Source organism: Sporosarcina pasteurii, from assembly GCF_041295575.1.
In the GTDB taxonomy this organism is placed as follows: domain Bacteria; phylum Bacillota; class Bacilli; order Bacillales_A; family Planococcaceae; genus Sporosarcina; species Sporosarcina pasteurii.
In genome coordinates, this window is the sequence record NZ_CP160452.1 from 746,286 (window position 1) to 772,605 (window position 26,320).

The window sequence follows — 26,320 nt, forward strand, 5'->3', positions numbered from 1 at the left end:
AGTGCAAATTTGGCATGGAAGTTACAGTGTGAAAATTAATTCGATAGGGGAGAGGTAAGCTTATTATGAAGGAAAAGCTTTAAGTTCAACGGAGGTATGATTCTGAAACCGAACTTGTCGAGTAAAGATAGATGAGTGAGGTTATTTAATACGAACACGCCAATCATAAATAAACTTAAAAAAGTTCAGCCAATATTTCTTGACTGAACTTTCTTCGTTTTATGTAATTCTTCGTTCTCTTATTTTTCTGGAAGGAGATCTTGGCAATGCTCCCGAATCAACCTAGATGCCCTGGATTGGCTAATGTCAAGGTCTTTTGCGACTGCTCGGGAAGATTGGTTTTTATCATAAGATCTTCTGACCAGCGTCCGGGTGGTTTCTTCTAAAGCGCAATCCAAGGAATTTGGATGAATCAATTGAGGAATATCTTTAACTTGGTCTTGGATTACTTGAGGTAAGTCATCGATTTGAATAATGGAACCGCCCACGATGACTAGCCGTTCAATTAAGTTTTCAAGTTGACGAATATTGCCGGGCCAAGAATAGTAATACAGTACATCTAAACAACTCGGGGAGATGACTTTATTAGTATTGTATTTTTCATTAAACTTATTTAAAAAGCTGTAGGTGAGCGGAATGATGTCTTCACTTCGCTCCCGCAGTGGAGGCATATGGACATCAATTACGTTTAATCGATAAAATAAATCCTCTCGGAACCGTTTATTTCTAACCATTTCAAGTAAATTCTGATTCGTGGCTGCGATAATACGGATGTCTACTTTTTTACTTTCACTGCTACCAATCGGGATAAATTGCTTATCCTGAATAACTCCTAACACTTTCGCTTGTAGGGATAATGCCAACTCTCCAATCTCATCTAGAAAAATTGTTCCATTATTTGCGGCTTCGAACAATCCTGTTTTTCCTTCTTTATTTGCGCCTGTAAATGCGCCACCTGTGTAACCAAACAGTTCTGATTCTAATAAGTCTTCAGGAATTGCAGCGCAATTGACAGTTAAGAAAGGGCCACTCTTTCTGTGGCTAATCTGGTGTAAGTAATAAGCGAGTACACCTTTGCCGGTTCCTGATTCTCCCTGAATAAGGATTGTAGAATCAGTAGGGGCTACCTTATTGCTAAATTCTATGATTTTACCAACCTTCGGACTATTCGTAATGAAGTTACTGTGCGACTCCTCTTTCTCTGTAATTTCTTCTATGAGGCTTTTTTTCTCGATGAGCCTCTTGAAATTATTGAGTTCAGTCGAAGTAATGAATACATATTCAATTTCATGATCGTCGTTGAGAATCGGGATGGCTGTAGTTAATAATTCAGCGCCGATATAAGTTTGCTGTTTTAAATGAACGGGTTCTTTCCGTTCAAACACATCCGGAACAATTGATGGTTTCCAATATCCTTGCTCATACAGCTCGTGATTATATTTTCCCAAAATCTCATCTTGCTTCAAGCCGTAATGTTTTTCACAATTTCGGTTAACATAAACAATCTGCTTTTCGCTGTTTAGAACAAAGATTTCATCTGAAGAGTAGTCTAAAATCTTCAACATCGATTCTAATGTTACATCCACTTTCTTTTCCATTGAATTGTTTCTCAATGACCAACCTTCCCTTCTATTCGGAGTAGTGAGTTTATTTTGAATAAAAACAACCTTCGTTTTATGCAATTATGATTCAGGTCAATCTCGTTTTTTAGTGAGTGATTAAAAACTTGCTTTTAAATCAATGTTTTTAATGTTGGCACGGGACTTGCAACATAAGTCAGTGACGATGCGGAAACAAAAATATGTCTAGTACTTATTCTAGCATGAATGGCATGACTAAGGAAATTTAGACTAGCAAGCTTATCCGTTTTTATAAGGTCACTAAGGTCACTAAGGTCAAGAAATCTGTCCTGATTCTTAAGAAAGTGCTGAGTGTTAAAAACATAAAGCTCATCAGAAATGTAGTCTAAAATCTTCAACATCAATTCTTAGATTATTTCACTCTTTTCTTCTTTAGATTGTTTCCGACGAATCACCCTTGATTTTTGAGTAGTGAGTGCATTTTGAATAGAGTGACTATTATTACGAGGCAATTATGACTCAGGACTACCTCGTGGGATAATCAATTATTTGAAAATTGCCTATAACTCAATGTTTTTTAAAGTTGGCACGGGTCTTGCATTGTATTTAAGTGACGAGAGGAAAGTGAGACTACCGTCTAGCGCTTATTCAACTAAGACTAGCAGGTTTGATGGGCATTCAGATAGTCCACTGAATTATGACATCTGTCCTTTTGATTACAAAGAAGGAGGTGAGCGTTGGTAGTGGTAAGAATGGGAGAAGAGGAATAATTCATTCTGAACACATGTGAATTCGTAGCATCAAGTAGTACATACAAAAGTATTCAGGAGGAATGAATATGGATAAATCAACTGAAATATTTGATATAACGGTTATTGGTGGAGGACCGGTAGGATTATTTACCGCTTTTTATGCCGGTATGCGCCAGGCATCGGTGAAAATCATCGAAAGCCTTCCTCAATTAGGTGGGCAATTATCGGCGCTGTATCCTGAAAAATATATTTACGATATTGCTGGCTTTCCTAAAATTGGGGCACAAGAGCTCGTTGATAATTTAATGGAACAAATGAATCAATTTGAATCCACCATCTGTCTTGGAGAGTCAGTAGAGACTGTTGAAAAAGGAGAAGACGGTATATTTAAATTAACAACAAATAAAGATGTACACTACACAAAAACAATCATTATTACCGCAGGCAATGGAGCTTTCCAGCCACGAAAAATGAATATTGAAGGAGAAGAAAAGTATACAGATAAAAACCTTCATTATTTCGTTACAAATTTACATGAATTTGCGGGTAAAAATGTAGTGTTATTTGGCGGCGGTGATTCAGCAGTTGATTGGGCGTTAATGCTTGAGCCGATTGCAAAGAAAGTAACACTCATTCATCGCAGGGACAAATTCCGTGCGCATGAGCATAGTGTTGAGCTGTTAAAGCAGTCAACAGTCGAGGTGTTAACACCGTATGTACCCGTTGAATTAGTTGGGGATGAAAAAATTGAAAAAGTCATTGTTAAGGAAACAAAGGGTGACGAATTACTTGAACTTGAAGTAGACGATGTACTTGTCAATTATGGATTTGTATCTTCCCTTGGTCCTATTAATAATTGGGGACTTGAGATTGAAAGAAATTCGATTGTCGTTAATTCTAAAATGGAAACAAATATTAAAGGAATTTATGCAACAGGAGACATTTGCACATATGAGGGGAAAGTGAAGTTAATTGCTACTGGATTCGGCGAGTCACCGATCGCAGTTAGTAATGCGAAAGTATATATCGATCCCACTGCAAGAGTGCAAGCTCCACATAGTACAACTGTAATGGGTGATAGGGAGAAAGAGCAGGAGAAAGCAAAAGTAAAAGAAACTGCAGGTGCGAAATAACTCACTTAGTTGAGAAAAAGCGAAATAAAACTTAAAGGGGGAGTCAAGATGGAAAAATACACGATGGTTGATCAGGAGACATGTATCGCTTGTGGCACTTGTGGAGTGACAGCACCTGATCTGTTTGATTATGACGATGATGGAATAGCCTTTGCAATCCTTGATGACAATGAAGGTGTTACAGCGGTTACGGAAGATTTAATAGATGATTTGGAAGATGCCTTTGAAAGCTGTCCAACTGAATCAATTAAGGTGGCAGATCAGCCATTTAGCTGTGGGAAATCCGCTGCTAGTTAACTAGAATTCAAAATCAGATAGGGTATTCATTGGTCTAAAAATAAAGATAATTTGGAGGAGAATGAAAAATGGCTTATAATAAAGTGATAAATGCAACGCAGAGAACATTTGAAAGAACGATGACGTATGACATGTACACGGATCCAAAAGTATTAGAAAAAGAAATGGACTTAATTTTCTCGAAGTCTTGGCAACTCGTAGGTCATGTAAGTCAGGTAGAAAAAGCAGGTGCTTTCTTCACAGCTGATGTAATGGGCGAGCCAATTATTGTAATTAGAGGTACGGATGAGGTACTTCGTGCATTTTATAATGTGTGTCCGCACCGGGCAACAAAGCTTGAAAAGAATGAAGCTGGTAAAAAGAAGATTTTACAATGTATGTATCATGGTTGGACATTTAAAACAGATGGCAGTTTGAACAGAGCACCAAACTTTCGTGGTGAAGATGCAGCTTGCGTACAAGATGCTTGTCTAAGACCTGTGCGAATGGAAGTATTAGAATCCTTGATTTTCGTTAACTTGGATGATAATGCGACACCATTAGCTGAGTCGTATGGCGATTTCTTTGACCAATTAAGCAAATTTGAGTTTTTAAGTGAATTGAAACGAACACACAGAAAGACACGTATTATTAAGGCAAACTGGAAAGCGTTTATTGATAACTATTTAGAATGTGACCATTGCCATATCGCACATCCGAGTTTTATAGATACGCTTGATATGAAAGATTATCAAATTACGATGTGCGAAAATTATTCAATCCAAGGAACAGTTGTTAAACCTGACAAACAATATGGAGAAGTAGACTTAAATGAAGCGGAAATGCAAGGTGGAACCTTCTTTTGGCTCTGGCCGAATCTAATGTTGACGATTTATCCGGGGCCAGGGAATATGGCGTCCATCGAAATGATTCCAATCGATCACGAAACGACGTTAGCTGTTTATACTTACTATTTCCGTGAGGATAGTCTAGAGAAATTAAGTCAAGAGGAAAAAGATTTAATGACGTTTGCAGAAGAAGTTCGAGCGGAGGATATAGAACTTGTTGAACTCGAGCAAATTGGGTTCCGTTCCCGTGCATTTAACAAAGGACGTTATGCTTCTTCAGAACAGGCGATTGTACAATTTCATGAAATGGTATTGGAGGCTCTCGATGAATAAATTAGCGGATGAAGTAAAGGTAGAAAAAAAGTATTTAATCATTAATGGGGAACGGGTAGGGGCAAATCATTATGCCCCCCTGTACTCTCCGTATTCGGAAGAGAAAATTGCAGAGATAGCAATGGCGGATGAAGAATTAACGAAACAAGCAATTCAGGCTGCCGACGAAGCGAGGGAGCGAATTGCCAGTATGCCAGCGTATGAGCGAGCGGAGATTTTAGAAAAGGTCGTCGCATTGTTAAAAGCGAAAGCGGATGAGGCAGCTAAGATTATTTCACTTGAATCTGCTAAACCTCTTATGTTCGCGAAAGCGGAAGTTGCAAGAACAATTGAAACGTATAAGTTTGCGGCTGAAGAGGCTAAGAGAATACACGGTGAAATGATTCCTTTTGATGCCGCAACTGGTGGTGTCGGTCGAATTGGATATACAGTAAGGGAACCAATTGGCATTATTGGAGCCATTACTCCATTTAACTTTCCATTAAACCTTGTTGCACATAAAGTCGGTCCTGCAATAGCGGCAGGGAATACGATTGTATTAAAGCCTGCATCTCAGACACCTCTTTCAGCTCTCTTTATTGCGGAGATTTTTGAGGAAGCGGGGCTTCCAGCAGGTGTTTTGAATATTGTCACAGGATCTGGTCGTATTGTTGGGGAAACGATTGTAGCCGATGACCGAGTTAACATGATTACATTTACAGGAAGTCCGAGCGTTGGGATTGGCATTAACAACAAAGCAGGATTGAAAAAGACAACATTAGAATTAGGGTCGAATTCGGCGCTCATTATTGACAAAGATGTGGACGTTGATGAGATCATTGAACGTTGTATAATGGGCGCATTTTCTAACCAAGGACAAGTATGTATTTCTTTGCAACGGGTCTATGTCCATGAAGATGTGTATGAAGAGTTTATCAAGAAATTTGTAGAAGCGGCTAAACAGTTAAAGTTAGGTGACCCACTTAATCCAGACACCTACGTATCTTCCCTTATTACTAAAGAAGAGTTAGATAGAACACTTAGCTGGATTGAAGAAGCAAAGAGAGGCCAAGCAGAAATTCTAGCAGGCGGTAAGGTACAGGGGAATATTCTGGAGCCTACAATTATTACAAATGTGGATTCTGAGCTGAAAGTTTCATGCCAAGAAGTTTTCGCGCCAATAGTTGCTGTAAACCAAGTGACATCGGTTGAGGAAGCGATAGAGCAAGTGAATGACTCGCAATTTGGGCTTCAAGCTGGTATTTACACAAATCACGTTAAAAACGCTTTGTATGCGGCAAAAAATCTCCAAGTTGGTGGCGTGATTATTAATGATGTTCCAACATTCAGGGTTGATCAAATGCCATACGGCGGTGTTAAGGACAGCGGAACAGGCAGGGAAGGTATAAAATATGCTGTCGAAGACATGACAGAATTAAAGCTCGTCGTCTGGAATCAAGGGTAAAGGGGATTATTATGAAAACATATAAAGTTGCGGTTATCGCAGGTGATGGTATTGGGCCTGAAGTGATTGATGAAGGAGTTAAGGTACTAAATAAAATCGCCGAATTAGATCAGCATTTTGAATTTGATTTCACGTATTTTCCATGGGGGTGTGAATATTATAGCGAGCATGGAAAAATGATGGCAGAAGACGGGATAGAAAAGTTAAAAGAATTTGACGCTATTTATTTAGGAGCTGTAGGTTTTCCAGGTGTTCCGGACCATATCTCATTATGGGATTTATTATTAATTATCCGAAAAGAATTCGACCAATATGTCAATATCCGTCCAGTCAAGTTACTTGAAGGCGCCCATTGTCCATTATCAGATGTAAAGCGCGAAGACATTGATATGTTGTTTATCCGGGAAAATACAGAAGGAGAATATTCCGGTGCAGGGGACTGGTTGTTCAAAGGAAAAGAAAATGAAGTCGTGCTACAGAATGGAGTATTCTCTAGAAAAGGAACGGAAAGAATTATCCGTTATGCATTCGAAACAGCGAAAAAGCAAGGACGTAGCTTAACAAGTATTAGTAAAGCAAATGCATTAAACTATTCGATGGTTTTCTGGGATCAAGTATTTGAAGAGGTTAGTGAAGAGTATCCTGAAGTGGAGACAGCTTCTTATCTCGTTGACGCAGCTGCGATGCTAATGATTACGGATCCCAAGCGTTTTGAAGTTGTCGTGACGTCTAATTTATTCGGAGATATATTAACAGACGTAGGCGCAGCACTTGCGGGGGGCATTGGCTTAGCTGCAGGCGCAAATGTAAACCCTGAACGAAAGTATCCTTCAATGTTTGAGCCTGTGCACGGCTCTGCACCTGACATTGCTGGACAAGGGATAGGGAATCCGCTTGCATCCATTTGGTCAGCAAGTCAAATGCTTGATCATTTTGGCTATGAGCAGTATGGAAAATTAATTATTGATGCGATTGAGCAGCTTCTGATAGAAGGGCAAACATTGACACCTGATATGAAAGGATCGGCTTCAACATCTGAAGTGGGGGATAGGCTGATTGAGATGATCACGACTAACTCCCGAACAGTGAATGTATAAGGAAATATAATCGGTGTTATTCATACTAACACCGATTATATTTTTATAGCGTACTTGCTGGAAAAAATCGCTATCGTAGCGTGGGAGAGGCAGCCAAGAGCAATATTCTAACTAAAGGAGTGTTTGCATGAAAGGAAAAAAAACGGTGTTTTATTCCTCGCTGGCTGTTAGTTTAGCCTTAATAAGTGTTGGAGTTTTTGCTCCAAAGCAACTAGAGAATTTTTCTGAGTCTTCTCTTAGTTTTATCTATAATAATTTAGGGTGGTTTATTCTAGGGAGCGTTTTTATTTTCTTTGCTTTTAGTATATATCTCGGACTTTCAAAGTTTGGACATATACGATTAGGCGACGATGATGATCGTCCAGAATATAAAACCGGTACTTGGATTGGAATGCTATTTAGTGCATCTATTGGGATTAGCCTGGTATTTTGGGGGGTAGCAGAACCAGTCTCTTACTATATTACGCCTCCGTACGGCAAAGGATACTCAGAAGACTCAGCGAAACTGGCCATGCAGTTTGTTTATCTACATTGGGGAGTGTCTGCCTGGGCTTGCTATGCAGTTGTAGGCGTTTCATTGGCGTTTTTTCAATTCAGAAAAAAGCTTCCAACTTCTTTGAGTTCTGTCTTTTATCCTATACTGGGAGATAAAATTAGAGGATCTTTCGGAAAGTTTATTGATGTCATTGTGATTCTTTCGATTGTTATTGGAATTGCAACATCCCTTGGCTTTGGAACATTGCAAGTAAATAGTGGCCTGAATTACCTTTGGGGAATTCCAATAAGTTATTCTGCCCAAGCAATGATTATACTCATCGTTAGTTTGATTTATATAGGATCTACTGTTTCGGGACTTCAGGGAGCAATGAAACATTTATCCAATCTAAATATGTTGTTGGCTTTTGTACTGTTGGCGTTTGTGTTCTTTCTGGGTCCTACCCAAATGATTATGAAAATATTTCTACAAGGCATTAGTGATTATACACAAAACTTTGTGAGTATGTCCTTTCGAACAGAACCGTATAGTGATGGGACGTGGATAGCAAGTTGGACATTGTTCTATTTTGGCTGGTGGATTGCCTGGTCACCACTTGTGGGAAGTTTTGTAGCTCGAATTTCAAAGGGGAGAACGATTAAAGAGTTTATGATAGGTGCAATCTTTATACCTGTCCTTGGTTCATTCTTTTGGTTTGCGGTTATGGGTGGTTCAGCAATCGATCTTATACAGAATGTAGGTCATACAGCGCTCGCAACAGCTGTTTCTGCGGATGTTACCTCTGCGTTATTCTTGTTTTTTGATTACTTCCCAATGGGTGCATTTTTGAGCGTATTAGCAATGGTTCTAGTACTCGTTTTCTTTATCACTTCAGCAAACTCGGCGGTTTTTGTATTAGGAATGATTAGTGAAAACGGAGAACCGAATCCGTCTCATTTCACTAAAATCGTTTGGGGGATTATTATTGCGATTATTTCCGCTGTATTAATTATGACCGGCGGTTTGTCAGGTTTACAATCCATCCTCGTGGCAACATCCATTCCGTTGGCCATATTATTGCTAGTTATGTGTTATTCCACATATAAAGGATTGAAAGATGAGCTCGCATTAACTTCAAGTGAGGAGCCCAAAGGTCCAATCAATAAGATGAGTAATGCTGAAAGACAAGAATCAATCCTATCGATTCCGAAAAACAGTAAGAATGCGAAAGAACCAGTCGTGACGATTGAAAATAAAAGTGTAAACACACACTTGTAATGAATTGGTGACAGTTCAATATATATCAATCATCGTGTTATGCGAACGCTTTCAATTATAAGTTTAATTCGGAATAGTAACTATGAATGAAGAACTTTAAATTTAAATACAATAAGAGAGACAGCGAAATCAAGCTGTCTCTCTTTTATTAGCGGTGCTAAAAGTCAAGCATGTTTCTTTGTCGTACGTTTTCGTGTAGCTGGTTTTTTCTTTGTAGTTTTCTTCGGGGTAGTTTTATCCAGTGATGCCTGCAGTGCTGTCATTAAATCCATCACGTTGGCCGGTGCTGGAGCTTGTTTGTCATTTGCGATGACTGTTGCATTTTCTGATTTTTTCTCTTCAATTAATTCCATAAGGGCTGTACGATAATCATCCTTATATTTTTCTGGATCAAATGCCGTCGTAAGTTGGTCGATTAACATGAGTGCCGTATCCAGTTCTTTTTTGACCACTTTTTCATTACTCGGGATATTTGGAACGTCTTTTACGAGACGTACTTCGTCAGGAAAGTGAATGGTTTCCATTAATAATGTATCTTGATAGACCCGGATAACCGCCAGCTGTTCTTTTGACCGGATAATGATTTTGGCCACACCAATTTTGCCGGAGTCTTCTAAAGCTTTTCTTAATAGGGTGTATGCTTTTCCACCACCGCTATCGGGGGCCATAAAATAACTGCGTTCAAAATAAATCGGGTCGATTTCTTCTAATTTTACAAAGTCGATAATTTCGACCGATTTGTCTTCATTTTCTTTTTTTAACTTCTCTAAGTCCTCTTCATCCAGTACAACAAATTTATTTTTCGTATATTCATACGCTTTGACAATTTCCTCGTTTTGGACTTCCTTCTCACAAACGGGACAAGTTTTTTGATAATTAATTGGGGAATGACATTCTTTATGCAATTGGCGTAATTTGATGTCTTTATTTTCTGTTGCGGTATGAAGTTTCACCGGAATATTTACGAGGCCAAAGCTAATACTACCTTTTCAAACCGTATGCACTGCGCTCACCTGCTTCATCTTTTTCTTATTATGGAAGTTTTTCATGGTTCTATGTATAGAAGATGGAAGGAATCAAAGGCTAATTTGAAAAAGGAGCGCATTTTAACAATGAAGCCAATGCGATTAACGGATGCAAATAAGGTACCTCAAGGGAAAGAATGGATATATGAAACGAAGTATGATGGATTTCGATGTCTATTGATATGGGATGGAGAAACACCTACATTAAAAAGTCGCAACAATAAGGAACTGACGCACTTGTTTCCAGAAATCATTCAATTTTGCACAACTATTTATAAACGGATTCAGCCCTATTTACCATTAACATTGGACGGAGAACTTGTTTATTTACGGAATGATTTTCAAAGTGAATTTCCAATTGTTCAGACACGAGGGCGGATGCGGAGTGAAACAAATATTGCAGAACATGCTAAACAATTTCCTTGTCATTATATTTGCTTCGATTTATTGTCAGTAAAAAATGAAGATCTTACCAACATGCCTTTAACAGATAGAAAAAAGGAGTTACTGAAACTATTTACAGCCGCAGGAATTTCAACAGCGGTTCAGTACAAAAGTAAAACTCGCCTCCAAGCAATTGAGTCTTTTACAGATAACGAATTATTGTGGCATAAAATGATTGTACATAATGGTGAAGGCATGATTGCAAAAAAGAAAGCGAGTACCTGGGTGGAAGATACGCGGTCAAAGCAGTGGGTAAAAGTTAAAAATTGGCGTTACGTTCATGTGATGTTAACGAAATATGATAAGAAAAATGGCTTTTTCACGGGTGCAGTGTACAAAGAAGATGCACTAAAAGAAGTTGTCACATTTCTTCACGGACTTGATGCAGATGAAGTTCAGACATTACAAAATTTATTTCTATCAAATGGCCAGCAAACATCACGTAATATCTGGCAATTACCGCCTTCCATTTGCGTCCAAATTGCTTGTATTGGCTTTGATGGGAAACATTTACGTGAACCTAGATTTCATAAGTTTGATTTAGAAATGAATGCCCATAAGTGTGACTGGAATCAAATGCTTCGACAGTTGCTACCGATTCCAAAATCCATAGCAATTACACATCCTGATAAGCCAGTTTGGCCTGAAATGGACATTCAAAAAGAGAGTTACTTGTATTACTTACAAAACGTTGCATCTCTCATGTTGCCATTTTTGCGTAATCGCCACTTGACGGTCATTCGCTTTCCTCACGGTGTGCCAGGTGAAATGTTTTATCAAAAAAACGCACCGGATTATACACCTGATTTTATCTCAACCTCAAGGGTCGATGATATCAATTATATTTTGTGTAATGACATTGAAGCATTGTTATGGCTTGGTAATCAACTTGCCCTCGAATTTCATATCCCTTTTCAAACGATAGAAACGAAAAAGCCGACTGAAATTGTTTTTGATTTAGATCCACCTTCAGTGGAAGAGTTCTCTTTAGCAGTCGAAGCAGCGATACGGATGAAATTGATTTTCGACAAATTTGAACTTGAATCCTTCGTGAAAACATCCGGGGGAAAGGGATTACAAGTTTATATCCCCTTACCTTTTAATCGATATACCTACGAGGATACCCGTCTATTTACAAAGTTCGTTTGTGATTTTTTGTGCGAGCAAGAACCTAATTGGTTTACGACAGAACGTTTGAAGAAAAACCGTAACAATAAATTATATTTAGATTATGTACAACATCAAGAAGGGAAAACGATCATTGCGCCTTATTCACCGAGGGGGAATGAACGAGGACTAGTCGCTACGCCTTTATTATGGAATGAAGTAAATTCATCATTAAAGCCTGATCAATTTCCGATTCCGGCCGTTTTAGAGCGTATAAAACGGCAAAGTGATCCATTTGGGGACTTTTTTGATGCAGGGGAAAAGCAAAATTTTGAAAGTGTTTATCGTCAATTGAAAGAAATGTTAACTTGCACAGCAATTAGATGACATCCATTCATGATTCAGATTTTAAACGAAGGGTATACTTGTCAATAAATAGGTCGCAGAGGATGAATAGGATGAATCAACCAAAACAATCCAAGTCGATTCGTTTTTTAAACTTTATTGAGGAAAAAGGAAATAAATTACCTGATCCAATTACAATCTTCATTGCCTTTACTTTGCTTGTCATCGGGGTGTCCCATCTATTATATGTTATGGGGACCAGTGTCAGCTTTGAAGGGGTTAATCATGAGACGGGGAAAATTGAAACGCTTACTGTGAAAGCGGTCAGCTTGCTCGTTCCGGACGGGATCGCGTATATGTTTTCAAATGTCGTTTCGAACTTTACATCATTTGTGGCACTCGGTCCTGTACTTGTTGCCATGCTTGGTGTTGGCGTGGCTGAGAAAAGCGGCTATATTAGCGCACTCATGACGAATACAGTTACGAAAGCACCGAGAAGGTTTGTAACGCCAATCGTCGTATTAATGGGTGTGTTATCAAACGTCGCTGCATCAGTTGGGTATGTTGTTTTGGTGCCGCTTGGCGCGATTATTTTTTTAGGATTTAATCGGCATCCACTCGCAGGGTTATCTGCAGCGTTTGCAGGTGTAGCAGGTGGGTACTCAGCTAACCTTTTGTTAGGAACAAACGACCCTTTATTAAGCGGAATTACGACAGAAGCAGCGAATATATTAAATGCTAATTATGTTGTGAATCCTACTGATAACTGGTTTTTCATGTTCGTCTCAACATTTCTTATTGTCATTATAGGCACGCTTGTCACGGATAAGCTTATCGAACCAAAATTAGGCCCCTATAAACAAGTCGATCAAGTCGATGAAGTAAATAAAATTTCAGCACGTGAAAAAAAAGGACTCTTCTGGGCGAATATCTCTATTTTGCTCACAGTTGTCCTCATTGCACTCCTCGTCATTCCAGAAAATGGTGTGTTACGTGGAGCAGGCGGAAGTGTTATTCAATCCCCGTTTATGAGCAGTATTATTTTTATTATGATGCTTGTCTTTTTAGTACCCGGGATTGTCTTTGGTTTTTTTACGAAAACAATTAAAAATGATAAAGATATTGCGAGGCTAATGGCATCTTCATTAGAAACAATGTCTGGTTTTATTGTTTTAATCTTTTTTGCTGCACAGTTTGTCGCATTATTTAATTATACGAACCTAGGTACAATTATTGCCGTAAATGGTGCAAAGTTTTTACAAGCGATTCATTTAGACGGTGCGCCACTACTTGTCGCATTAATTTTCATTACTGCCATGATTAATTTATTTATCGCTGCAGATTCTGCGAAATGGGCAATTATGGCGCCAGTATTTGTGCCGATGTTTATGCAAATGGGAATTTCGCCTGAAGTGACACAAGTTGCTTATCGTGTAGGAGATTCCTCGACCAATATTATTTCGCCATTAATGCCCTTTTTCCCGTTAGTCGTAGCTTTTGCACAGCGGTACGGTAAAGAAAATGGCGTAGGCACAGTTATATCCTTAATGTTGCCTTATTCGATTATTATTTTAATTAGCTGGGTAATCTTTTTTATTATTTGGTACGTGTTGGGGATTCCGGTTGGACCCGGAACAACCCTAAATTATTAGAAAGGGTGAAGGAAAATGAGAGTGACGACAGTATGGACTGGAGGACGTGCTTTTACTGCAGTAGGAGACTCCGGTTATGAAATCAATATGGATGCAACGGAGGCGTATGGCGGTTTAGGAAAAGGAGCGACCCCTACTGAAATGCTTTTAGGCGCTTTAGCCGGCTGTATCGGGATTGATATTACGATGATATTGCGACCACATTTGGATAAGATTAATAAAATCGAAATTATTACAGATGGCACGAGAAAAGAAGAACCGCCAAAAGGATTTACTACCATGGAGATCACTTTCGATATAGAAGGTGATATAGATAGTAAGAAGGTTTGGAGAGCCATTCGTCTCGGAAAAGATAAGTATTGTTCTGTTTCTGATTCATTAAAAGCTGAAGTTGAATTCAAACTAATATTAAATGGTGAAGAAAGTTAACGAAACGCTTGTCCAACACGAATAAAGATCCGTCATTGCAAATGAAGCAAGACGGATCTTTTTCATTTTGTCCCAATTAGGTGCTAATTTTGCGACGACGCTTTCGTCCTTTTAAACGATTTATAATATTCATGATGAGACGTACGATGATCAGTGTAGTGAGTGCACCCGCCATATCAAGCATGACGTCTTGGATGGACGGCGTTCTCCCACCAGTAAGTGACTGGCGATATTCATCACCAATTGCGATAAATAACGTAAATAGCGCTGCAAGTAGGAAACGAAAGGACATTTTAGGTAACAATGTGTAAATTGAAGCGGCAATAAAACCGAAGATGAAAAAATGTGCACTTTTTCTAAGTAGAAATTCTATGAAGTAGTAATAGCCTCTTTCTTCAACTGATACGGTGATGCCCCAATAGGGAATCTCTAACTTAGAAAGCACCGTTTCAAAGGGTTTTCCAGGAAGTAATTTTTGAAGGTTCGGGATAATGGATTGTTGTTCGTAAGTTTGACCGGATGAAATAAACAAAACGGTTAGTAATAAAAGTAAGATAATAAATTTTCTCATATAAAAATCGTACCACGGTCCAAGTCGATTGTATAGAAAAAAATTAACATAAAAGCTAGGTTATTTTTATCAAAAGGAAGGTGCATGAGCTATGCCGTTTTTCGAAGCAATGGACAATTACAGTTCATGAATAAACACTGGCCAAATCAATAGGCACGCTATTATTTTGCAATCGTTTGCAATTGTCACGTGGACAAGATACATTTAAGTAAACGGTAATCGAGTTTAGACTTTTGGAAAGTCCTATTTTTACCTTGAACAGGTTAAGGTAGTAAAGATTCCAAAATCGATTACTCGAAAATCTTAAAGGAGAATGATGATCATGGCAGAAAAACAATTTACAGTAATCGATGAGGCAGGAATCCACGCAAGACCGGCATCTGTTTTAGTCAGCACAGCTAACAAATTCCAATCAGATATCTTTTTAATTCATAAAGGAAGAGACGTAAACTTGAAATCTATCCTAGGCGTTATGTCACTTGGAATTGGTTCAGGTGAAGAGTTTGCAATTCGCGCGGAAGGGACAGACGCAGAAGACGCATTAGTTGAGCTTGAAAAAACATTGCAAAATGAAGGATTGGCAAAATAATGAGCTTATTACAAGGGATTGCTGCCTCAAGCGGTATAGCGATTGCTAAAGCATACCGTCTAGTAGAGCCAGATTTATCTTTTACAAAACAAACGATTGAAGATGTGGCCGCAGAAACAGCAAGATTTGAAGCTGCTATGGCAACTTCAATTAGTGAATTGGAAGCAATTCAAAAAGTTGCTGAAAGGGAGCTAGGTGCCGAAGAAGCTGCAATCTTCACAGCCCATATTTTAGTATTAAATGATCCGGAACTAATTAATCCAATTAAAGACAAAATTAACACGGAGAAGGTAAATGCAGAGCACGCATTACAAGAAACAACCGACATGTTTATTTCCATGTTTGAAGCAATGGAGAATGAGTACATGCAGGAGCGTGCAGCGGATATTCGTGACGTCACAAAGCGAATCTTGTCACATCTGCTCGGTGTGAAAATCGTGAATCCTAGTACGATATCTGAAGAAGTGATTATTATTGCTGAAGATTTAACACCGTCTGATACAGCACAGCTAAACCGTAATTTCGTTAAAGGTTTTGCAACAGATATCGGCGGACGTACATCTCACTCAGCAATTATGGCACGTTCTTTAGAGATTCCTGCTGTCGTTGGGACACAGGAGGCGACAAGGCAAATTCAAGACGGGGATATTTTGATTGTTGACGGATTAACAGGAAAATTACATATTAACCCAACTGAAGAATTGATCGCTGAGTACGAGGCGGAGCAACAAAAGTTTGAAGCACAAAAAGCAGAGTGGGCAAAGCTTGTGAATGAAAAAACAATGACAGTTGACGGCGAACATGTTGAGTTAGCTGCCAACATTGGTACACCTGAAGACTTAGTAGGCGTTATGAATAATGGCGGAGAAGGCATTGGCCTTTACCGTACAGAGTTTTTATACATGGGACGCGACCAATTGCCGACTGAAGATGAGCAATTTGAAGCGTATAAAAAAGTATTAGAAGGTATGGAAGGGAAGCCGGTTGTCGTAAGAACATTGGATATCGGTGGCGATAAAGAACTTCCTTACTTACAACTTCCGGAAGAAATGAATCCATTCTTAGGATTCCGTGCAATTCGTCTTTGTTTAGAAGAACAAGAGATTTTCCGTACGCAATTACGTGCACTTCTTCGCGCGAGTATATTTGGAAACTTGAAGATTATGTTCCCGATGATTGCAACGCTAGATGAATTCAGACAAGCAAAAGCAATGTTAGCAGAAGAAAAAGAAGCACTAGTATCAGCCGGTGAAAAAGTTTCTGAAGATATCGAAGTAGGCATTATGGTTGAAATTCCTTCAACTGCAATTCAAGCTGAACTGTTCGCAAAAGAAGTTGACTTTTTCAGTATTGGAACGAATGATTTAATCCAATACACAATGGCAGCAGATCGAATGAACGAGCGCGTTTCTTATTTATACCAACCGTATAACCCAGCGATTTTACGACTTGTGAAGATGGTAATCGACGCTTCACACCGTGAAGGAAAATGGACAGGCATGTGCGGAGAGATGGCTGGCGATGAACTCGCAATTCCACTACTTCTCGGAATGGGATTAGACGAGTTTTCAATGAGCGCAACATCTATCTTGCAAGCGCGTTCTCAAATTCGCGGGTTGAAGAAGAGTGATATGGCAGCACTTGCCGAAGAAGCACTCCAAATGGGAACTGCCGAAGAAGTCGTTCAAGCAGTGAAAGAAAAACTATCATTCATCACCCAGTAAATAAGTGTCGCTACACTTATCTGAAGAGCAGCATCTTCGAACGAGTCGAGTCGTTTCGAGTTGCTGTTTTTTTATATAAAGAAACACTCTCGTTTGAGAGTGAATACATAAAGGAGAAGATAAAATGACTAGAAAATTAATTATGTTTGATATTGATGGGACCATTTTAGACCATGAAAGTAAAGTGCCAGCGTCAACGAAGGAAGCGATACAATTATTAAAAGAAAATGGTCATGAAGTAGCCATTGCGACGGGGCGATCCCCTTATTTCATAAGCGAATTAAGAGCGTTATTAGAAATCGATTCTTTTGTTTGTTTTAATGGTCAATATGTTGAAATAGATAATGAAGTCATTTACAAGAATCCAACTTCAAAAGAATATTTAAAGGAACTTTTTGATTTCTCATCTGAAAAAGAACATCCACTTGTTTATATGAGTGCTGAGAAAATGAAGTCAACTGTAGAAATGAATCATGTCATGGAAGGTTCCTTTGCGTCCATCAATATTGACACGAGCCATATCCATGTGAATAGCAGCTATTTTAATGAAATAGAAATTTATCAAACACTGTTGTTTTGTCAAGAACACGAAGAAGCGGCATATCGGAAGTCTATGAAAGATTTGAACTTTATCCGCTGGCACCAAAATTCAGTAGATGTCCTTCCGATGGGCGGTTCAAAGGCAATGGGGATTGAAAGGTTTATGGAGCATACAGGGTTTTCAAAAGAAAATGTCTATGCATTTGGAGATAATTTCAACGACGTAGAAATGCTTCAATTTGTCGGCCATGGCGTGGCAATGGGGAATGCCCCAGAGCAAGTGAAGCAGGTTGCAAGATATGTTACGAAAGATGTAGGTGACGATGGGATCGCACATGGTTTGGAAATGGTCGGATTACTTTAATTGAATCATAACATGTAAAAAGCTCATTCCTCTTGAATAATAGAAATGAGCTTTTGCGGCACTACTAGGAGAATCCCTAGTTGGATAGGCGATGTATTCTTTTCCACTTTCCGTCGAAAGTGCCCCAGGGCGGGACAAAGATGTGCCGCGTCTCTGTGGTAATTAGTATACCCTTTCTTTGGCGGAATTATACATGACTATTTAAAAGGACGTTATTCTCTCTAACGTCCTTTTATTTATTATAGGGCAGTCTGTTTTAAAGGCTGTGAGCCATCTATTTTATGCACTAATGATCGAAAATGAATTTCGGCTTTTAATAAATTAATAAAATAAGGGTGTAAATTTAATTCTATCGCTTTGAAGTATGTGTCGATTAATAATTCATCTGACATGTTCTTCATTAAAAGTTCACCTCCAACTTTTCTGTAAATAATACTTCGTCTATTAAATTGGACCTTTATATTATGTAGCTAACTTTGCTGTATGTTTAACTTACCAAATATATAATCTTGGAACAACTGTTCCTTTATCCACATTCAGAGTGGATAAGTTGTGGTTAACTTGTTCATAAAGGTGGTAAACATGCTCATACCACTTGGGGTTAGTGTGTACAAGGTTATCCACAGGTGAAAAGCGACGCGAAATTTGTCGAAAGGTTTTTGTGAATTTGAAGAATATCCCTAATAAATAAAAAACAGCCAATTGAAAATGGCTGTTGAGATAAGGATTGTAGTATTCTTGGTATTAGTATGTGATGACCGTTCGAATAAATAGTTGAAGTTTTGTTGAATCTCCAAAAAATGATAGAAATAGAAGTAGTAAAATTGAGAAAGTAAAGAGGTAAATGATACACGCATAAAAAGAATCAAGTCCCACTGATTGATTAGTAAGTAAATAAATCATTATATAAAATGGTAAAACGAATATCGCAAAGAGTACAGACATAACGAGTAGCGTACTTCCGAGTGAAAAGGACTTTAAGATGAATGAGAGTAAAGTAAGTAAAGTGAATAAGGGGAGGTGAGCACCGTATATACTGATAATTGAGTTATATGAGAATTGAGGGCCGAAGATATGATTGATTATAATAACCGCTAATAAACCAATCATCATGAAACCTAAGATAATTACAAAAAAAGAACCAAAATAGGAGGTGAAGGAAGGTTCGCTTGTAAGGTACATGTTGTTTAACGCAAGGTTATAAAAACTTAGCCCAACGATCATTGTAAAAAGTAAAATACTGATGATGCCGTTTTTATATTCCTCATGTTTATGCTTAAAGATATGTGTAGGGTTTTTAAAATAACTCAAAAAGTATTGTAGAAAATGAATTACCTTCTCTTTTAACTGATCAAATTGTACATTTGACTCCATTGTGGCAGGAAGATGATTAGTTTGTTCGTTAGAGGCAGTTACTGAGGAAGGTGTGTGATTAACGTAACCCGTCGTATTAAGCTGCACGCCGCACATTCCGCAATAATACCCGTGATTTTGCTTATGTCCACAATGACTACATTCCATAGTGTATTTCCTCCCTATTAATTTCTATTTAAGCCTTTGAGAGCTATCTGTAAAAGCTTTTATCTACTATATGGATACGAGGATTGTCCTATGTCACTTAATTGTCGGTAAAAATGATTTGAAGTTTAGTTTATTTTTTTGTGTGATGTGGGTCTTAAGGGGTGTTTGTTAGGTGTTGAAGTTTGTTTTATGTGAAAGTAGAACTATTTAGAAGGGTGTGTTACAATATTAGGAAATTACTAATTAATCACGAGGTTGATTGGTGTAGTTAAGCCCGAATAGGGGGTGACTGAAAGAAACTAACGGTTTTTGACGCGACAAACATGAATGAGTCGATTGAAATATATAAAGGAGAAAATCGGTATTGCCATTTATCTAATAGAGTTTTTAACGCTGAATGATCGGTGTCTTGAATCCAAATAGGAGTTACTATTTATTCAGAAAAGAGGGAATGCAAATGGAGAAAAAAACACACATTATCTGGGGAGATTCTTCCTTAAGTAAAAACAGGATCAATTTATTGAAAATGAATGGTATGGAAGAAATATTTGTTTTGGATAAGGAGCAATCTTCAATTTTAAAAGAAGAGAATGATGTCGTTTATTTTTCATTGAAATTTGCACCATTATTGATGAAGGATAGTCCTGGGAAGGTACATCATCTATTCATGTATATTCCTCCGGGGGCAAAAAACAGGATAAAGAAAGATGAAACAAATCCTTAATGAAAGGGAGGACCCTCACTATATTCCTACATGATATACTAGTAATAGATTGCTAGAATTTGATTTAGGAGTGTGGAGAATGAAAAAATATCTGGAATGTCATGAAAAAGAAATGTTGACGTTGCTTGAGAAACTAGTAAATATCGATAGTGGCTCAATGAATAAGGCGGGCGTCGATAAAGTTGGCCAAGTTTTATTTGAAGAATTTGAAAAATTGGGATTCCAAGTTGATGTCATTCCGCAAGAAATTCAAGGCAATCACTTAGTTATCCGTCATCAACATGCTACAACACCTAAAATTATGGCAGTAGCTCATATGGATACTGTCTTTAAGGAAGGCACAGTAGCGGAACGACCTTTTACGATTCGTGATGGACGGGCTTATGGTCCCGGGGTGATTGATATGAAAGGAAGCCATGTAGTGCTGTTATTTGCATTAAAAGCATTACGTGAAAACAACAGTAAAGCCCTAGAAAATATAGAAGTCATTTTAACAAGTGATGAAGAAATCGGTTCGCATACGTCAAGAGAACTGATTGAAAGTCAAACTGAGCACAAAAAATATGCGTTAATTATGGAGCCTGCGAGACAAGATGGTTCCCTTGTTACAGCTCGTCGGGGAGTCGGTGAATATTCGTTATATGTTACTGGGAAAGCCGCACATTCAGGTGTGCAACCACAAGCAGGCAGCAGTGCAATCGAGGAATTGGCCCAAAAAACCATAAAATTACATAAGCTCACAAACCACGACGAAGGCATTACGGTAAATGTGGGTGTGATAGAAGGTGGGACTACAGTAAATACGGTTGCCCCTTCCGCAGTTGCTCGTGTAGATGTACGCATTGATAAAATTGAACAAGCCGACTGGATTGAGCGCCAAATCGAATCTATTTGCGCAACGCCAGATGTTGAAGGCACAACAATCGAGTTGAAAGGTGGAATCGAAAGACAACCGATGGTTAAAAATGAACAAACAATCGCACTGCTAGAAAAAATTCAGGAAGTAGGGCGTGATCTCGGCATCGAAGTGAAAGATATGGCAACCGGCGGCGGTTCTGATGCTTCATTTACGTCTGCCAAAGGGGTTGCCACAATTGATGGGCTTGGACCAATCGGCGGGCATGCACATAGTGAAGATGAATATTTAGAAATTGCAAGCTTAACAGAACGAGCCCTATTATTGGCGCACACGATTCGAAAGTTAACGGATGAAATGAACTAACAAACTTTTATTTCGTTAATCGTCCTGGAAAATTATATAAAAAAAGAAGCCGACATGTATTTTGGGCATGTTCGGCTTCTTTGTATATTTACATAAAGAAATTGTCTTTTCCAATCTTCTCGTAAAGTCCACTTTTCTTGAATAAAATCATTTTATCTTTCGGTAGGCGTTTAATAATAATTCGAATGCCCGAATCTTTTGCATCATCGATTAAATCGGAAAGGACAGCTTCTCCGGTTGCGTCAATAACAGATACGTGCGCCATGTCGATGATGATACTTTTTATATCATCTGACAAAATAACTGGATAATCATCTTCGAAAGATTTTGCAGTACCGAAAAATAGTGGCCCATCGAGGCTATATTTTTTAATAGATGCAGCATCGCCATGACCGTATTTGACAACTTCAACATCGGAAAGTTTTTCTACTTTTATGTGAAGCTTGTTAATCATTTTTCGAATGAATGAAATCACTGCAATTAAAATCCCTACTTGAACCGCGACTGTTAAATTCACAAAAATCGTTAATAGGAAAGTAGTTAACAAGACGATGGTATCGCCAGTTCTTAATGAAAGAATGTGTGAAAATGCCTTTCGTGCGCTCATATTCCAGGCGACGAACATTAAAATAGGCGCCATTGCTGCAAGGGGAATATAAGACGCGTAAGGAGCGAAAAGAAGAAGAAACGCAAGTACAAAAAGACTTTGTATAACTCCGGAAATAGGGCTGACTGCACCTGAACGAATATTCGTTGCTGTACGTGCGATTGCTCCCGTAGCGGGAATACCTCCAAATAATGGTGTGACAATATTTGCGATACCTTGCCCAAAGAGTTCTCGTTTAGAACTATGGTTTTCGGTTCCCTCAGCTCTCATGCTGTCCGCAACAACGGCAGATAAAAGGGATTCAATTGCCCCTAATGCTGCAATCACAAGCGCTGGTGTCCATAATGTAACAACTTTAGATAATGTTATTTCTGGAAAGCGAAATGGAGGAAGGGAATTAGGAATACCTCCAAAAGTAGTGCCAATCGTTTCGACTTTTCCGGGGAATATAGCGATAGATACAAGCGTTGGAATAAGAAGCGCAACAAGTAGTACGGGAACTCGAGGTGCAATTTTAGGTAAAATAAAAATGACCGCCAGTCCAATGAGCGCAATTAAAATACTATACACATTTACAGTGTGGAACTGTTTAACAATGCCAATCATATCTTCGTGAAAAAATTCATTCTGCTCAAGTCCTGTTAAACCAAAGAAGTTTCCGAACTGTCCGGTAAATATAATCACAGCAATTCCAGTTGTAAAGCCAATGGTCACAGACTTTGGAACAAAGTGGATTAAATTACTAACGCCGACAAAACTCATGATGACAAGGAATATTCCGGCAAGAAATCCTGCAATTAACAGTTCTTCATATCCGTATTGTAGTACGATGGCAAGTAAGATCGGGATAAATGCGCCTGTTGGTCCGGCAATTTGATAACGTGAACCGCCAAGAAGGGCTACGAGAAATCCTGCGATGATGGTCGTGTAAATTCCATATTCAGGTTTTACGCCTGATGCAATGGCAAAAGCCATCCCGAGTGGAATCGCCACAATCCCGACCGTAATACCCGCAATTAAATCTTTGCGAAAACTTGCTGCATCGTAATGCTGAAAGCGATTATCCTTGAACAATTTAGTTCACTCCGTTCAAGTTATTTTAAATGAAAAATTCACTCTATTATTAAGTGTAGCGAAAGAATGCTGTCACTGCAAGGAATTGTAAGGGTAATCTAGTATTGTTGAGACGATTATCTTTATAAAGTCTAGCAAAATGAATTTTGGAATCAAAAAACGATATTGCTACTTTCTTAGTAGACAATATCGCTTTAAATTGTTGAGCATCATTTTTAACGACACTTGTAAAACCCTTACAACGATCATCCACGTTGTCGTTCTGGAATGACACGACTAATGATAACCCCGATAATTGCACCAACAATCGCTGGAATTAACCAACCGATTTGTTGTTCATAAAGGGGTAAGTGTGAAAGTATAGATGTTACAGGTTTCACATCAATATTTGCTACTTTCAATCCGTCGAAAACACTAATCACTGCTGTACCTAATAATGCTAATATGTAGACGATTGGTTATCTGCCAAATGATTTGTCGATGAATGACATCAGCATTAAAACAATCGCCAATGGATAGACCATCATTAAGACTGGGATAGAAATTTTAATCAGTTGGGTTAAACCGAAATTTCCAATGATCGTACTGAACCCAGCAAACAGGAATACATATACTTTATATGGCAGTTGTGGAAATGTTTCTTCAAAGAATTGAGCGCATGCTGATACAAGTCCAATTGAAGTTGTTAGACAAGCGAATATAATTGTTAAAGCTAGAATCGTACTGCCAGCGCCTCCGTATAAGAATTTGGAAGCAAGTGCTAAAATCGCTCCCCCATTATCTTGTAATCCAATGGCTTCGACGCTTGTTGCGCCAATATATCCTAAGGAAACATAAACAAGTGTTAATCCAATTGCGGCGATAATCCCAGCAATAATGGTTGCTTTAAAAGCAGGCTCTTTTTTTGTTATGCCCTCTACTTTCAGCGCATTTATTATAATTATTCCGAAAACAAGTGCCGCGATTACATCCATTGTCAAATAGCCTTCTACAAAGCTTCGGAAGAATGGTTGGCTAGCGTAATCTCCATGTGCTTCTTGGATGTTCCCCATTGGAGTGATTAAACTTTTTATGACTAGCGCACCAATAATGACAAATAAGATTGGTGTTAAGATTTTGCCAATTCTGTCCACTAATTTTGCAGGGTTTAACGCAAGTACAACGGTAATTGTAAAGAATACAATTGTAAATACTAGGAGTGGCCAGTTTGACTGAGCTACTTCTTTTGTTAAAAAGGGAACTATTCCAATTTCATAAGATACCGTTGCAGTCCTCGGAATGCCAAAAAACGGACCAATTGCCATATAGATAATCATTGTGAAAATGACACCAAAAGCTGGATGTACACGACTCGCAATTGACTGAAGTCCTCCACTTTCTCCGGTGTTCGAATTCGCAATAGCTAGTACGGCTACTAGCGGTAGGCCAACTCCTGTAATTAAAAATCCGAGCATCGCGATAACTAGGTTATCCCCTGCCATTTGACCAAGAGCCGGTGGAAATATGATATTTCCAGCGCCTAAAAATAGAGCGAAAAGCATTAGCCCAATGATAAAGTTCTTTCGAAGTGTCACAATATTTGCAGCTCCTTGAATTTATGAATCTTTTAATTTAAACCAATGACTAGTATAACAAAACTTTCGACAAAAAACGAAGATAAATTAAATAAATGTCGAATTTTGCAAGAAAGCACTCGGGAGACGGTTTCTAATATTCTGAAATGCGCTTTAATTTACGGTTGACAATATGGAGTGTAAACTATAAATAATAGCGTTTTCATAGGGGGTTATTAAAATGGAATCAGCGGAATTCATGCGTAATCTTATCATCGAAACGCCTTCTTCGCCCGGTAATTTTGCTAAAGTTGCTTTAGCGATCGGCTCACTTGAAGGTGATATTGGCGACATTCAAACAATAAAAATTGGAACAGTGTCTACAATCCGTGATGTTTCAATTCATTGTAAGGATGAAGATCATCTACTTTCTATCGTGGAGGCGATCAATCACATAGGAGATGGCATTTCTGTCCATGCCGTGACAGACGATGTATTGCAAGCACACGAGGGTGGAAAGGTTCATATGAAGAGTCGTATGGAAATTCGTTCTCTAGGCGATTTGCGTCGAGTCTATACGCCGGGGGTCGCGAACGTATGTGAGCGGATTAAAAAAGATCCCGAACAAGCGAATTATTTCACTGGTATCTCCAATTCAGTTGCGATTGTAACAGATGGAACGGCTATTTTAGGCCTTGGTGATATTGGGCCTGTTGCTGGAATGCCTGTGATGGAAGGAAAGTCCGTATTATTTGATCAGTTCGCAAACATTAGCGGTGTACCCATTTTATTAAGCACGACGGATCCAGATGAAATTGTTGAAACGGTGAAAAATATTTATCAAGGTTTCGGTGGCATTTTATTGGAAGATATCGGATCTCCTCACTGTTTTGAAGTTGAAGATCGATTGAAAAAAGAACTGCCAATCCCAGTCATGCATGATGACCAACATGGAACAGCGGTTGTCACGCTCGCATCTATCATTTCTGCCTGTAGACAAGCCGGTGTTAAATTATCGGACTCAGTCGTTGGCCAAATAGGTTTAGGGGCAGCAGGATTAGCGATTAGCCGAATGCTCATGGCCTTTGGTGTGAAGGGGGTACTTGGCATTGACAGAGATGAAGCTGCTTGCCAACGGCTTGTGGAACACGGAGGTACGACAGCAAAGTCATTGGAAGAACTTATGGAGACATGTGATATTATCGTTGCAACTACTGGGGTAGCTGGATTGATTAAGCCTGAAATGGTGCGAAAAGGACAAGTGATTTTAGCTCTTTCAAACCCCAATGCAGAAATTGAACCAGCAGTTGCTTTAAAAGCGGGCGCTGCATTTGCTGCAGACGGTCGACTCGTGAATAACATCCTTGGTTTTCCAGGAATTTTTCGCGGTGCACTCAATGCACAAGCGAAGGAAATTACATATCCTATGCTAATTGCAGCTGCCCTTGCGATTGTTGATAGTACGAAATCAGGAGATCTCGTGCCACATCCGCTAGATCCATCTGTCCATGAAAATGTTGCAGCGGCAGTAGAACGGGCCGCCTTAGAAAGTAGATAAATCAAAAAGCTACGATGACATGGCACTGGGGACCGTTTATGAGACACAAAGAAAA

General features: G+C 38.8%; 21 protein-coding genes and 1 pseudogene. 15 read left to right on the forward strand and 7 right to left on the reverse strand.

All coding sequences use genetic code 11. The features are described 5' to 3' along the window. Positions 1 to 239: 239 nt before the first annotated feature. Positions 240 to 1,598 carry a sigma-54-dependent Fis family transcriptional regulator gene (locus AB1H92_RS03415; protein ID WP_115364028.1) on the reverse strand — a complete coding sequence of 453 codons (1,359 nt, stop codon included), beginning with the start codon at positions 1,596 to 1,598 and terminating at the stop codon, positions 240 to 242. Positions 1,599 to 2,418: 820 nt separating this feature from the next. On the opposite strand from AB1H92_RS03415, the gene AB1H92_RS03420 reads away from it, so the two are divergent. The 6 genes from AB1H92_RS03420 (at position 2,419) to AB1H92_RS03445 (ending at position 9,216) form a co-directional block, all read left to right on the forward strand. Further along, positions 2,419 to 3,465 carry an NAD(P)/FAD-dependent oxidoreductase gene (locus AB1H92_RS03420; protein ID WP_115360181.1) on the forward strand — a complete coding sequence of 349 codons (1,047 nt, stop codon included), beginning with the start codon at positions 2,419 to 2,421 and terminating at the stop codon, positions 3,463 to 3,465. 48 nt (positions 3,466 to 3,513) lie between these two features. Continuing rightward, the gene (locus tag AB1H92_RS03425) at positions 3,514 to 3,762 is read left to right on the forward strand and encodes a ferredoxin (protein ID WP_115360182.1); all 249 of its coding nucleotides are present in this window, start codon (positions 3,514 to 3,516) and stop codon (positions 3,760 to 3,762) included. Positions 3,763 to 3,830: 68 nt separating this feature from the next. Further along, positions 3,831 to 4,922, forward strand: coding sequence for an aromatic ring-hydroxylating dioxygenase subunit alpha (locus tag AB1H92_RS03430; protein WP_115360183.1), 1,092 nt, complete (start codon positions 3,831 to 3,833; stop codon positions 4,920 to 4,922). Continuing rightward, the gene (locus AB1H92_RS03435; protein ID WP_115360184.1) at positions 4,915 to 6,366 is read left to right on the forward strand and encodes an aldehyde dehydrogenase family protein; all 1,452 of its coding nucleotides are present in this window, start codon (positions 4,915 to 4,917) and stop codon (positions 6,364 to 6,366) included. Before AB1H92_RS03430 ends, AB1H92_RS03435 begins: the two co-directional genes overlap by 8 nt. Positions 6,367 to 6,377: 11 nt before the next feature. Beyond that, positions 6,378 to 7,463, forward strand: a complete 1,086-nt coding sequence (locus AB1H92_RS03440; protein WP_115360185.1) for a tartrate dehydrogenase — start codon at positions 6,378 to 6,380, stop codon at positions 7,461 to 7,463. A gap of 127 nt (positions 7,464 to 7,590) precedes the next feature. Continuing rightward, positions 7,591 to 9,216 carry a BCCT family transporter gene (locus tag AB1H92_RS03445; RefSeq protein WP_115360186.1) on the forward strand — a complete coding sequence of 542 codons (1,626 nt, stop codon included), beginning with the start codon at positions 7,591 to 7,593 and terminating at the stop codon, positions 9,214 to 9,216. A 164-nt stretch (positions 9,217 to 9,380) separates the two neighbouring features. Here AB1H92_RS03445 and AB1H92_RS03450 read toward each other — a convergent pair whose 3' ends face one another. After that, positions 9,381 to 10,196 carry a Ku protein gene (locus tag AB1H92_RS03450; protein ID WP_243835815.1) on the reverse strand — a complete coding sequence of 272 codons (816 nt, stop codon included), beginning with the start codon at positions 10,194 to 10,196 and terminating at the stop codon, positions 9,381 to 9,383. A 132-nt stretch (positions 10,197 to 10,328) separates the two neighbouring features. On the opposite strand from AB1H92_RS03450, the gene AB1H92_RS03455 reads away from it, so the two are divergent. The 3 genes from AB1H92_RS03455 (at position 10,329) to AB1H92_RS03465 (ending at position 14,218) form a co-directional block, all read left to right on the forward strand. Beyond that, entirely contained in the window at positions 10,329 to 12,179 is a 1,851-nt protein-coding gene (locus AB1H92_RS03455) for a DNA ligase D (RefSeq protein ID WP_115360187.1), read from the forward strand. Positions 12,180 to 12,250: 71 nt separating this feature from the next. Then, a complete protein-coding gene (locus AB1H92_RS03460) occupies positions 12,251 to 13,789 on the forward strand; it encodes an AbgT family transporter (protein ID WP_115360188.1) in 1,539 nt (512 codons plus the stop codon). Between the two features lie 15 nt (positions 13,790 to 13,804). Further along, positions 13,805 to 14,218 (forward strand): OsmC family protein, encoded by a 414-nt coding sequence (locus AB1H92_RS03465; RefSeq protein ID WP_115360189.1) that lies wholly within the window; start codon positions 13,805 to 13,807, stop codon positions 14,216 to 14,218. A 76-nt stretch (positions 14,219 to 14,294) separates the two neighbouring features. On the opposite strand, the gene AB1H92_RS03470 is transcribed toward AB1H92_RS03465, so the two are convergent. Continuing rightward, the gene (locus AB1H92_RS03470) at positions 14,295 to 14,789 is read right to left on the reverse strand and encodes a VanZ family protein (protein ID WP_115360190.1); all 495 of its coding nucleotides are present in this window, start codon (positions 14,787 to 14,789) and stop codon (positions 14,295 to 14,297) included. Between the two features lie 322 nt (positions 14,790 to 15,111). Between AB1H92_RS03470 and AB1H92_RS03475 the strand changes: the two genes are divergently transcribed. The 3 genes from AB1H92_RS03475 to AB1H92_RS03485 all read left to right on the forward strand — a co-directional run bounded on the left by AB1H92_RS03475 (position 15,112) and on the right by AB1H92_RS03485 (position 18,006). Continuing rightward, positions 15,112 to 15,378, forward strand: coding sequence for a phosphocarrier protein HPr (locus tag AB1H92_RS03475; RefSeq protein ID WP_115360191.1), 267 nt, complete (start codon positions 15,112 to 15,114; stop codon positions 15,376 to 15,378). Continuing rightward, on the forward strand, positions 15,378 to 17,102 hold the full coding sequence (gene ptsP / locus AB1H92_RS03480; protein ID WP_115360192.1) for a phosphoenolpyruvate--protein phosphotransferase: 1,725 nt from the start codon (positions 15,378 to 15,380) through the stop codon (positions 17,100 to 17,102). Before AB1H92_RS03475 ends, ptsP begins: the two co-directional genes overlap by 1 nt. Positions 17,103 to 17,226: 124 nt before the next feature. Further along, positions 17,227 to 18,006 carry a Cof-type HAD-IIB family hydrolase gene (locus tag AB1H92_RS03485; protein WP_115360193.1) on the forward strand — a complete coding sequence of 260 codons (780 nt, stop codon included), beginning with the start codon at positions 17,227 to 17,229 and terminating at the stop codon, positions 18,004 to 18,006. 239 nt (positions 18,007 to 18,245) lie between these two features. Here AB1H92_RS03485 and AB1H92_RS03490 read toward each other — a convergent pair whose 3' ends face one another. Then, positions 18,246 to 18,407 (reverse strand): sporulation histidine kinase inhibitor Sda, encoded by a 162-nt coding sequence (locus AB1H92_RS03490; RefSeq protein WP_115360194.1) that lies wholly within the window; start codon positions 18,405 to 18,407, stop codon positions 18,246 to 18,248. Positions 18,408 to 18,750: 343 nt separating this feature from the next. Beyond that, positions 18,751 to 19,527, reverse strand: coding sequence for a hypothetical protein (locus AB1H92_RS03495; protein WP_115360195.1), 777 nt, complete (start codon positions 19,525 to 19,527; stop codon positions 18,751 to 18,753). A gap of 457 nt (positions 19,528 to 19,984) precedes the next feature. Here AB1H92_RS03495 and AB1H92_RS03500 point away from each other — a divergent pair, with 457 nt between their 5' ends. Next, positions 19,985 to 20,251: a hypothetical protein gene (locus AB1H92_RS03500; RefSeq protein WP_115360196.1), complete on the forward strand. Its 267-nt coding sequence runs from the start codon at positions 19,985 to 19,987 to the stop codon at positions 20,249 to 20,251. 79 nt (positions 20,252 to 20,330) lie between these two features. Next, positions 20,331 to 21,473 (forward strand): M20 family metallopeptidase, encoded by a 1,143-nt coding sequence (locus AB1H92_RS03505; protein ID WP_115360197.1) that lies wholly within the window; start codon positions 20,331 to 20,333, stop codon positions 21,471 to 21,473. An 88-nt stretch (positions 21,474 to 21,561) separates the two neighbouring features. Here AB1H92_RS03505 and AB1H92_RS03510 read toward each other — a convergent pair whose 3' ends face one another. After that, positions 21,562 to 23,154: a SulP family inorganic anion transporter gene (locus AB1H92_RS03510; protein WP_115360198.1), complete on the reverse strand. Its 1,593-nt coding sequence runs from the start codon at positions 23,152 to 23,154 to the stop codon at positions 21,562 to 21,564. Positions 23,155 to 23,399: 245 nt separating this feature from the next. Beyond that, a pseudogene (gene brnQ, locus AB1H92_RS03515) lies at positions 23,400 to 24,749 on the reverse strand (branched-chain amino acid transport system II carrier protein). 199 nt (positions 24,750 to 24,948) lie between these two features. Between brnQ and AB1H92_RS03520 the strand changes: the two are divergent. Then, the gene (locus AB1H92_RS03520) at positions 24,949 to 26,265 is read left to right on the forward strand and encodes an NAD-dependent malic enzyme (RefSeq protein WP_115360199.1); all 1,317 of its coding nucleotides are present in this window, start codon (positions 24,949 to 24,951) and stop codon (positions 26,263 to 26,265) included. Positions 26,266 to 26,320 lie beyond the last annotated feature (55 nt).